The organism is Serratia quinivorans, assembly GCF_052113645.1.
GTDB lineage: Bacteria > Pseudomonadota > Gammaproteobacteria > Enterobacterales > Enterobacteriaceae > Serratia > Serratia quinivorans_B.
This window is the reverse complement of sequence record NZ_JBIEIU010000015.1, coordinates 76,329-84,354: the sequence shown is the minus strand read 5'-3', so window position 1 is coordinate 84,354 and position 8,026 is coordinate 76,329. Positions and strand designations below refer to the sequence as shown.

Here is an 8,026-nt window from a genome sequence, read left to right as displayed (position 1 = left end):
TGAGTCCGGTAGAATACCGAACCCAGGCCCTGAAAGCCGCTTAATATGAACCGTCCAACTTTATGGGGTCAGTCCAGGCGCGGGCTTAAGCTTATGAGGAAACTAGTTACTCGATGTTCTGGATCTGCTCGCGCATCTGCTCGATCAACACTTTCAGCTCGATGGCTGAGGTGGTGACTTCGGCATTGATGGATTTGGATGCCAGCGTGTTGGATTCGCGGTTGAACTCCTGCATCATAAAGTCGAGGCGACGGCCCACGGCTTCTTTCTTCTTCAGGATGTTGTGCGTTTCTTTTACGTGGGCTTCCAGGCGGTCCAGCTCTTCGGCAACGTCAATGCGCTGCGCCATCAACACCAGTTCCTGTTCCAGGCGAGTGTTTTCCAGCTGTACCTGAGCTTCTTCCAGTTTGCTGACCAGACGCTCGCGCTGCCATTGCAGAATGTTTGGCATTTGGGCGCGCACCTTGATCACTTCGGCACTCACACCTTCCAGACGCTGTTCGATCAGCGCTTTCAGTGCGGTACCTTCGCTTTCGCGAGCAATAATGAAGTCATCCAGCGCACCGTCCAGTGCCTGCATCAGCTGCGCGCTGATGGCGTCCAGATCTTGTTCCTGAGCAGACATCACGCCAGGCCAACGCAGGACGTCGATAGGGTCGATTTCCCCTTCGTCGCTCTGCATTTTTACCCAGTTGGCGGCTTCAACCAGCTGCTTGGCCAGTTTTTCGTTCAGGATCATTGAGCTTTGTGCGCTCGGATCCAGCTCAAAGCGCAGGTTGCACTCCACTTTGCCGCGGGTCAAACGACCACGGATGCGTTCGCGGATCACCGGCTCCAGGCTGCGGAATTGTTCCGGCAAACGGATGTAAGTTTCTAGATAGCGTTGGTTAACGGAACGCAGCTCCCAAGCTGCGCTGCCCCATTCACCCTTGATTTCTCGCCGAGCGTAGGCGGTCATGCTGCGGATCATTGATGCGTACCCGTAATAGGAAAAGATGAAGCGATTATAGCGTTGGACCTCCGGGCAGGATAGGCATTACGTCACGAAGCCCGTATAATGCGCAGCCAATCGTTGATTAGAAGCCGGAGAGAGCCCATGCGTCCTGCAGGCAGAGCACCACAACAAGTTCGCCCACTGACACTGACCCGTCATTATACCAAACACGCAGAAGGCTCAGTGCTGGTTGAGTTTGGCGATACCAAAGTTTTGTGCACCGCCACGGTAGAAGAGGGTGTGCCGCGCTTCCTGAAAGGTCAGGGCCAGGGGTGGATCACCGCTGAGTACGGCATGCTGCCGCGCTCCACCCACAGCCGTAACGCCCGTGAGGCCGCCAAAGGCAAACAGGGTGGCCGTACGCTGGAAATCCAGCGCCTGATCGCCCGTTCGCTGCGTGCAGCGGTTGATCTGAAAAAACTCGGCGAGTTCACCATCACTCTCGACTGTGATGTCTTGCAGGCCGATGGCGGTACCCGTACCGCGTCCATTTCCGGCGCCTGCGTTGCGCTGGCCGATGCGCTGAATGCGCTGGTGGCCAACGGCAAGCTGAAAGCCAACCCGATGAAAGGGCTGGTGGCGGCGGTTTCCGTCGGTATCGTTAACGGCGAAGCGCTGTGCGATCTGGAGTACGTTGAGGACTCAGCAGCAGAAACCGACATGAACGTGGTGATGATGGAAGATGGTCGCATGATCGAGGTGCAGGGCACCGCCGAGGGCGAGCCGTTCAGCCACGATGAGCTGTTGGCGCTATTGGCGCTGGCCCGAGGGGGCATCGAAACCATCTTCCAGGCGCAGAAAGCGGCGCTGGCAGATTAATTTTTTAAGGCGACTCAAGAGTCGCCTTTTTTACGCCCGACGATCGGGCGGCAGTATTAACAGATCTAACCGACCAGACGAGGAGAAGCAGTAATGAAAGCCTATCAGCGCCAGTTTATCGAGTTTGCGCTTAACAAGCAGGTATTGAAATTCGGCGAGTTCACCCTGAAATCCGGCCGCACCAGCCCGTATTTCTTCAATGCCGGCCTGTTTAATACCGGGCGTGATCTCGCTCTGCTGGGACGTTTTTACGCCGAAGCTCTGATGGACTCCGGTATCGAGTTTGATCTGCTGTTTGGTCCAGCCTACAAAGGTATCCCAATCGCGACCACCACGGCGGTTGCGTTGGCAGAGCACCATGAGCGCGATGTGCCGTACTGCTTTAACCGGAAGGAAGCCAAGACCCACGGAGAAGGCGGCACCTTGGTAGGCAGCCCGTTACAGGGCCGCGTGATGCTGGTGGACGACGTGATCACGGCCGGCACGGCGATCCGCGAGTCGATGGAAATCATCGGCGCCGGTGGGGCGACATTGGCCGGGGTGCTGATTTCACTCGACCGTCAGGAACGCGGGCGTGCGGATATTTCAGCCATTCAGGAAGTTGAGCGTGACTATCACTGCAAGGTGATTTCCATCGTGACGTTGAAGGACTTGATCGTTTATCTCGAAGAGAAGCCAGAAATGGCAGATCACCTGGCAGCGGTGCGTGCCTATCGTGAGCAGTACGGGGTTTAACGCAGGATCCACGTAGCCGGGCGCGGAGACAATGCGCCCGGCCATGGGGTTATTGCAGCTGTGCCGCCAGCAGTGGCCAGCGACCATCAAATTCTTGCGTTGGGCGATAGCGGAATTCGGAGCGCACGTAGCGCGACAGCATGCCCTCGCAGAACGCCAGCAACTGGCTGGCCAGCAGCGTTTCGTCCACGATAAAGCCTTTGCCTTCCCGCAGTTTTCGTTCTTTCAGCACCTGGCGCAGCTGCGCCTCAATGCGTTCAAACAACTGATTGATTCGCCCCTGCAGCCGATCTTGTTCAAACATGAGCGCATGGCCGGTCATGATACGCGTCAGGCCCGGGTTGCGTTCGGCAAACCCCAGTACCAGCAGCAAAATCAGACGCAGGCGGTTAAAGGTCTCTTTTTCATCCTGCAAGATCAGGTTGATGCGCGTGATCAGGCTGTCTTCAATAAACTCGATCAGACTGTCGAACATCCGTGTCTTGCTGGGAAAGTGCCGGTACAGTGCAGCTTCTGAGACTCCGACGTTAGCGGCAAGTTTAGCGGTGGTAATACGTTGGCTGCCGTCGCTGGATTCCAGCATCTGGGCTAATGCCTGCAGTATTTCCTCGCGCCGGTTCCTTTTGATATTTTCTTTTTCTGCCATGTCTGATTAGACCCTTGCTAAAACTGCTTAGACTTTCGGAAACCCGGGCACCGGCCGTTGCAGAGAGGGCTCTGTGCGGCTTATGTGATAGCTTTTTTACGATGCTGGGGTCAGCGGCCTTAACGACCTGTGTTCTCCGCGCGCCCTGGTATGCGCTGTAATCGTAGTCGGCCAAATCTTGCCATGGAGCTGTCCTTTTCCCCGGGGTGACAAGATTTCAGGCGACATTTCCTTGTCGACGTTCAGGTATCGGGCTGCGCTTAGTGGCGACCGGAGTGGCCAAAGCCACCGGCACCGCGTTCGCTGCTGTCGAACTCTTCTACCAGGTTGAATTCAGCCTGAACTACCGGCACAAACACCATCTGTGCGATACGTTCACCCGGCTCAATAGTGAAGGATTTCTGGCCGCGGTTCCAGACGGAAACCATCAGTTGGCCCTGGTAATCGGAATCGATCAGACCGACCAGATTGCCCAGCACCACACCGTGTTTATGGCCCAGACCTGAACGCGGCAAGATCACTGCTGCAAGATCGGTGTCGGCAATATGAATAGCCAGACCCGTCGGCAGCAGCGTGGTTTCACCCGGTGCCAGCTCGACAGCGCTGTCCAGGCAGGCACGCAGATCAAGGCCTGCAGAACCAGGGGTAGCGTAGGTCGGTAAAGGGAAATCCTGTCCGATACGCGGGTCGAGGATCTTAACGTCGATTTTTTTCATCATAACGGCTGACTATCTCGTCTATTAAACGTTGGCCAAGGAGTGCCTTGTCGCTCAGCGCCAGGCGCTTTTCTCCATTCTGCCAAAAAAGGTGCAAGGCATTGGTGTCACTGTTAAACCCATGCTCTGCAAGCGATACATCATTAGCGCAAATTAAATCCAGTTTCTTACGCGCCAGTTTTTGTCGCGCGTATTCTTCCACATTCTGGGTTTCGGCAGCAAACCCCACGACAAAAGGCCGGTTTTTAGTCATTGCGGCAACGCCGGCAACGATATCGGGGTTTTTTACCATTTTGAGGATGATTTCATCACCCTGTTTTTTTATTTTTTCATCGGAAATTTGTTCGGCGCGGTAATCGGCCACGGCGGCGCAGGAAATAAAAATATCCTGCTGACCGGCGCGTTGCTGTACCGCCTGTTCCATTTCCAATGCGCTGATCACGTCCACTCGGGTGACCCAGGGCGGCGTGGGCAGGTTGACCGGCCCTGCGATCAGCATGACCTGCGCACCACGCGCGGCGGCGGCGCGGGCGATAGCGAAGCCCATTTTACCGGAGCTGTGATTGCTGATAAAACGCACCGGATCCAGCGCTTCGCGCGTTGGGCCGGCGGTGAACATAATCTTTAAATGTTTCAGATCTTGCGGTGCGGAGAAATGGCTGTTCGCCAGTTCGACGATATCCAGCGGGTCAAGCATGCGGCCTGGACCGACGTCGCCGCAAGCCTGGCTGCCGCTGTCCGGTCCCCATAGCAACATGCCGCGCGCCTGCAGCGTTTGCAGATTGGCCTGGGTGGCGACGGCGCGGTACATCTGCTGGTTCATGGCGGGCGCGGCGGCGATAGGTGCCGCAGTGGCCAGACAGACGGTCGTCAGCAGATCGTTGGCCATACCGGCGGCAACGCGCGCCAGCAGATCGGCGGTGGCCGGGGCCAGAATCACCAGGTCCGCCCATTTCCCAAGCTCAATATGACCCATTGCAGCTTCGGCGGCGGGATCCAGCAGATCGTCTGAGACCGGGTAGCCGGAAACGGCCTGCAGCGTCAGCGGCGTGATGAAGGCTTTCGCCGCGCCGGTCATTATCACACGCACTTCCGCGCCTCTGTCTCGCAGGCGGCGTACCAGTTCTGGGCATTTGTATGCGGCAATGCCGCCACTGATGCCAAGCACAATATGTTTGCCGGAAAGTCCCGTCATCATGATTGTCCGATTGAATCCGAAAGATGTGCCATTTTAGCATAACCGCCCGACAGGTGAGTGATTCCGCTGTGTCTGCAACGCGTTACATTGTGCTTTGCGCAGCACTTCGCAATGTTATCAAACACCTGTCGTTGGCCGCATCTCTGCGTGGCATGCTGTGCGTTTTCGGGGGGCGATGATGAGCAGTCAGGTAATCACCCTGTGGCCGGGTACGTTGGCGCCACGGGAAAAATTGCTGTGTTACGGGGCGTCGGCATTGTCCGACGCGGAGTTACTGGCCATTTTTCTGCGCACCGGCTTCCCCGGCGTGCATGTTATGCAGCTGGCGGAGCAGTTGTTGGAGCAGTTTGGCTCGCTGTATCACTTGATGTCGGCAGACCATTCGGTTTTTTGCAGCCACAAAGGGCTGGGCAATTCCAGCTATGCCCAACTGCAGGCGATTTCAGAATTGGCATTTCGCTTCTTTTCCAGCCATTTGGCACAGGAGAATGCCATGCTCAACCCCAAAATGACCCAGCATTATCTGCAAAGTTTGCTGGCACATCATGAGCGGGAAGTGTTTTTGGTATTGTTTTTAGACAATCAGCACCGTGTTATTCGCCATCAGGAGATGTTTGCTGGTACCATCAGCAGCGTTGTCGTATACCCGAGAGAAATTGTGCGCGAAGCGTTGAAGGCTAATGCGGCCGCCATTATTCTGGCGCATAATCATCCTTCGGGTAAGGCTGAACCCAGTCACGCCGACCGTTTGATAACAGAGCAAGTGGTTAATGCGTGCCTGTTATTGGAGATCCGAGTGCTCGATCATTTGGTTATAGGTCGGGGTGAATGCGTCTCTTTTGCCGAGCGCGGATGGCTTTAAGCGATTTTTTCGCGATCCTTGTGGGATCTTTAGCTGTTCGGGACTTGAGCACTTACGCTTCAGAGCGTATACTACGCCACCTTTGAGAATCTTGGGTTTGGCGCAAGAGCCTATCTCAGCAGGTTTCTGACCTGATGTGTGGTTTCTGACCTGATGACGAGAGTCTCCTCAGTATGAAGTTTGCTGAGATGGGCTCTAAAAGCCTGACGAGGCGGCCATACCCTATACGAAGCTCGAGCTGATTTGATTTTTGGAGAATAGACATGTCCCGAGTCTGCCAAGTTACTGGCAAGCGCCCGGTGAGCGGTAACAACCGTTCCCACGCAATGAACGCGACCAAACGCCGTTTTCTGCCGAACCTGCACTCACACCGTTTTTGGGTTGAGGCTGAGAAGCGCTTTGTAACTCTGCGTGTATCTGCTAAAGGTATGCGTGTTATCGATAAGAAGGGTATTGAGACGGTCTTGGCCGATCTGCGTGCCCGTGGTGAGAAGTATTAAGGAACTGAATCATGGCTAAAGGTGTTCGCGAGAAGATCAAGCTGGTTTCTTCTGCTGGTACTGGTCACTTCTATACCACCACGAAGAACAAGCGTACTAAGCCGGAAAAATTGGAACTGAAGAAATTCGATCCAGTTGTCCGTCAACACGTACTGTACAAAGAAGCTAAAATTAAATAATTTTAGTGGATTAATAAAAACCCGGCCTCGGCCGGGTTTTTTGTTTTATAAAGGTAGGAAATCAACGGGAGAGCGCCAGATGCCTGAATTACCAGAAGTTGAAACCAGCCGCCGCGGGATTGAACCTTATCTTGTCGGCCATAGCATTCAGTATGCGGTAGTGCGTAATGCCCGTCTGCGCTGGCCGGTTTCCGAACAAATTCTGGCGCTGAGCGACCAACCGGTACGCAGTGTGCAGCGTCGCGCCAAGTATCTGCTGATTGAACTGGATCATGGCTGGATTATCGTTCATCTGGGCATGTCCGGCAGCCTGCGCATGCTGGCTGAGGAAACCGAAGCCGGCAAGCACGACCACGTAGATCTGGTGATCAGCAATGGCATGACGTTGCGTTATACCGATCCCCGCCGTTTTGGCGCCTGGCTATGGTGCGAAGATCTGGCGGCCAGCAACGTGCTGGCACACCTGGGGCCGGAACCGCTAAGCGAAGCCTTTAACGGCGCTTACCTGTACGAAAAATCGCGCAACAAGCGCACGCTGATCAAACCCTGGTTGATGGATAACAAGCTGGTGGTCGGGGTGGGCAACATCTACGCCAGCGAATCGCTGTTTACCGCCGGGATCTTGCCAGACCGCCCGGCAGGTTCATTGAGCAAAACGGAAGCTGAGTTGTTGGTAGAAACCATCAAGGCGGTATTGCTGCGTTCTATCGAGCAGGGGGGCACCACGCTGCGCGATTTCCTGCAGTCAGACGGTAAACCGGGTTATTTTGCGCAGGAATTGCAGGTGTATGGCCGAGCGGGTGAGCCTTGTCGCGCCTGCGGTACGCCGATTGAGTCCGCCAAACACGGGCAGCGCAGCACTTTCTTCTGCCGTCGCTGCCAACACTGATTATTGCTGGGCGAGCTTTTCGAACAATGCCTGAGTGACCACGGCCGGCAGGAAAGGTGAGATATCGCCGCCGTGGCGTGCCACTTCCTTCACCAGAGTGGAGGAGATAAACGACCACTCTTCGGAAGGCATCAGGAACACGCTTTCCAGCGTTGGCATCAGATGGCGATTCATGTTCGCCAACTGCAGTTCATATTCAAAGTCAGATACCGCACGCAGGCCGCGTACCAGAATATTGGCATTCTGGTGGGCGGCAAAATGCGCCATCAGTTCACTGAACCCCAGCACTTCCACGTTTTCCAGATGCGACGTCACCTCGCTGGCCAAGGCTACGCGTTCATCCAGCGTGAACAGCGGCTTTTTGCTCGGGCTGGCGGCAATGGCCAGGATGACGTGATCGAACATCAAAGATGCGCGTGTCACCAAATCCAGGTGGCCGTTAGTCATGGGATCGAAAGTGCCGGGATAGATGGCTTTACGGGTCATGA

11 protein-coding genes are annotated in these 8,026 nt (G+C 55.4%); 6 read left to right on the top strand and 5 right to left on the bottom strand.

Translation table 11 applies throughout. The features are described from left to right. Positions 1-106: 106 nt before the first annotated feature. A complete protein-coding gene (locus ACGS9J_RS22530; protein WP_442232957.1) occupies positions 107-970 on the bottom strand; it encodes a YicC/YloC family endoribonuclease in 864 nt (287 codons plus the stop codon). A gap of 126 nt (positions 971-1,096) precedes the next feature. On the opposite strand from ACGS9J_RS22530, the gene rph reads away from it, so the two are divergent. Next, on the top strand, positions 1,097-1,813 hold the full coding sequence (rph, locus tag ACGS9J_RS22525; RefSeq protein WP_209640135.1) for a ribonuclease PH: 717 nt from the start codon (positions 1,097-1,099) through the stop codon (positions 1,811-1,813). A 93-nt stretch (positions 1,814-1,906) separates the two neighbouring features. Next, the gene (pyrE, locus tag ACGS9J_RS22520; protein WP_442232956.1) at positions 1,907-2,548 is read left to right on the top strand and encodes an orotate phosphoribosyltransferase; all 642 of its coding nucleotides are present in this window, start codon (positions 1,907-1,909) and stop codon (positions 2,546-2,548) included. A 49-nt stretch (positions 2,549-2,597) separates the two neighbouring features. Here pyrE and slmA read toward each other — a convergent pair whose 3' ends face one another. The 3 genes from slmA to coaBC all read right to left on the bottom strand — a co-directional run bounded on the left by slmA (position 2,598) and on the right by coaBC (position 5,108). Further along, complete coding sequence (gene slmA, locus ACGS9J_RS22515; protein WP_020837638.1) at positions 2,598-3,194, bottom strand: nucleoid occlusion factor SlmA; 597 nt, start codon at positions 3,192-3,194, stop codon at positions 2,598-2,600. 260 nt (positions 3,195-3,454) lie between these two features. Then, complete coding sequence (gene dut / locus ACGS9J_RS22510) at positions 3,455-3,913, bottom strand: dUTP diphosphatase (protein ID WP_043912776.1); 459 nt, start codon at positions 3,911-3,913, stop codon at positions 3,455-3,457. Further along, entirely contained in the window at positions 3,891-5,108 is a 1,218-nt protein-coding gene (coaBC, locus tag ACGS9J_RS22505) for a bifunctional phosphopantothenoylcysteine decarboxylase/phosphopantothenate--cysteine ligase CoaBC (RefSeq protein ID WP_442232955.1), read from the bottom strand. Before coaBC ends, dut begins: the two co-directional genes overlap by 23 nt. A gap of 178 nt (positions 5,109-5,286) precedes the next feature. On the opposite strand from coaBC, the gene radC reads away from it, so the two are divergent. From radC to mutM, 4 genes are all read left to right on the top strand, one after another. Further along, positions 5,287-5,970 (top strand): RadC family protein, encoded by a 684-nt coding sequence (radC, locus tag ACGS9J_RS22500; protein WP_442232954.1) that lies wholly within the window; start codon positions 5,287-5,289, stop codon positions 5,968-5,970. Positions 5,971-6,233: 263 nt separating this feature from the next. Next, positions 6,234-6,470, top strand: a complete 237-nt coding sequence (gene rpmB, locus ACGS9J_RS22495; protein WP_004931195.1) for a 50S ribosomal protein L28 — start codon at positions 6,234-6,236, stop codon at positions 6,468-6,470. An 11-nt stretch (positions 6,471-6,481) separates the two neighbouring features. After that, the gene (gene rpmG, locus ACGS9J_RS22490; protein ID WP_002208990.1) at positions 6,482-6,649 is read left to right on the top strand and encodes a 50S ribosomal protein L33; all 168 of its coding nucleotides are present in this window, start codon (positions 6,482-6,484) and stop codon (positions 6,647-6,649) included. 79 nt (positions 6,650-6,728) lie between these two features. After that, on the top strand, positions 6,729-7,538 hold the full coding sequence (gene mutM / locus ACGS9J_RS22485; RefSeq protein WP_442232953.1) for a bifunctional DNA-formamidopyrimidine glycosylase/DNA-(apurinic or apyrimidinic site) lyase: 810 nt from the start codon (positions 6,729-6,731) through the stop codon (positions 7,536-7,538). On the opposite strand, the gene coaD is transcribed toward mutM, so the two are convergent. Beyond that, a complete protein-coding gene (gene coaD, locus ACGS9J_RS22480; protein ID WP_442232952.1) occupies positions 7,539-8,024 on the bottom strand; it encodes a pantetheine-phosphate adenylyltransferase in 486 nt (161 codons plus the stop codon). It abuts the gene before it with no gap. Positions 8,025-8,026 lie beyond the last annotated feature (2 nt).

Coding starts and splice junctions, on each gene's coding strand:
- ACGS9J_RS22530 (WP_442232957.1), bottom strand. CDS start 970: ATGATCCGCAGCATGACCGCCTACGCTCGGCGAGAAATCAAGGGTGAA.
- rph (WP_209640135.1), top strand. CDS start 1,097: ATGCGTCCTGCAGGCAGAGCACCACAACAAGTTCGCCCACTGACACTG.
- pyrE (WP_442232956.1), top strand. CDS start 1,907: ATGAAAGCCTATCAGCGCCAGTTTATCGAGTTTGCGCTTAACAAGCAG.
- slmA (WP_020837638.1), bottom strand. CDS start 3,194: ATGGCAGAAAAAGAAAATATCAAAAGGAACCGGCGCGAGGAAATACTG.
- dut (WP_043912776.1), bottom strand. CDS start 3,913: ATGATGAAAAAAATCGACGTTAAGATCCTCGACCCGCGTATCGGACAG.
- coaBC (WP_442232955.1), bottom strand. CDS start 5,108: ATGATGACGGGACTTTCCGGCAAACATATTGTGCTTGGCATCAGTGGC.
- radC (WP_442232954.1), top strand. CDS start 5,287: ATGAGCAGTCAGGTAATCACCCTGTGGCCGGGTACGTTGGCGCCACGG.
- rpmB (WP_004931195.1), top strand. CDS start 6,234: ATGTCCCGAGTCTGCCAAGTTACTGGCAAGCGCCCGGTGAGCGGTAAC.
- rpmG (WP_002208990.1), top strand. CDS start 6,482: ATGGCTAAAGGTGTTCGCGAGAAGATCAAGCTGGTTTCTTCTGCTGGT.
- mutM (WP_442232953.1), top strand. CDS start 6,729: ATGCCTGAATTACCAGAAGTTGAAACCAGCCGCCGCGGGATTGAACCT.
- coaD (WP_442232952.1), bottom strand. CDS start 8,024: ATGACCCGTAAAGCCATCTATCCCGGCACTTTCGATCCCATGACTAAC.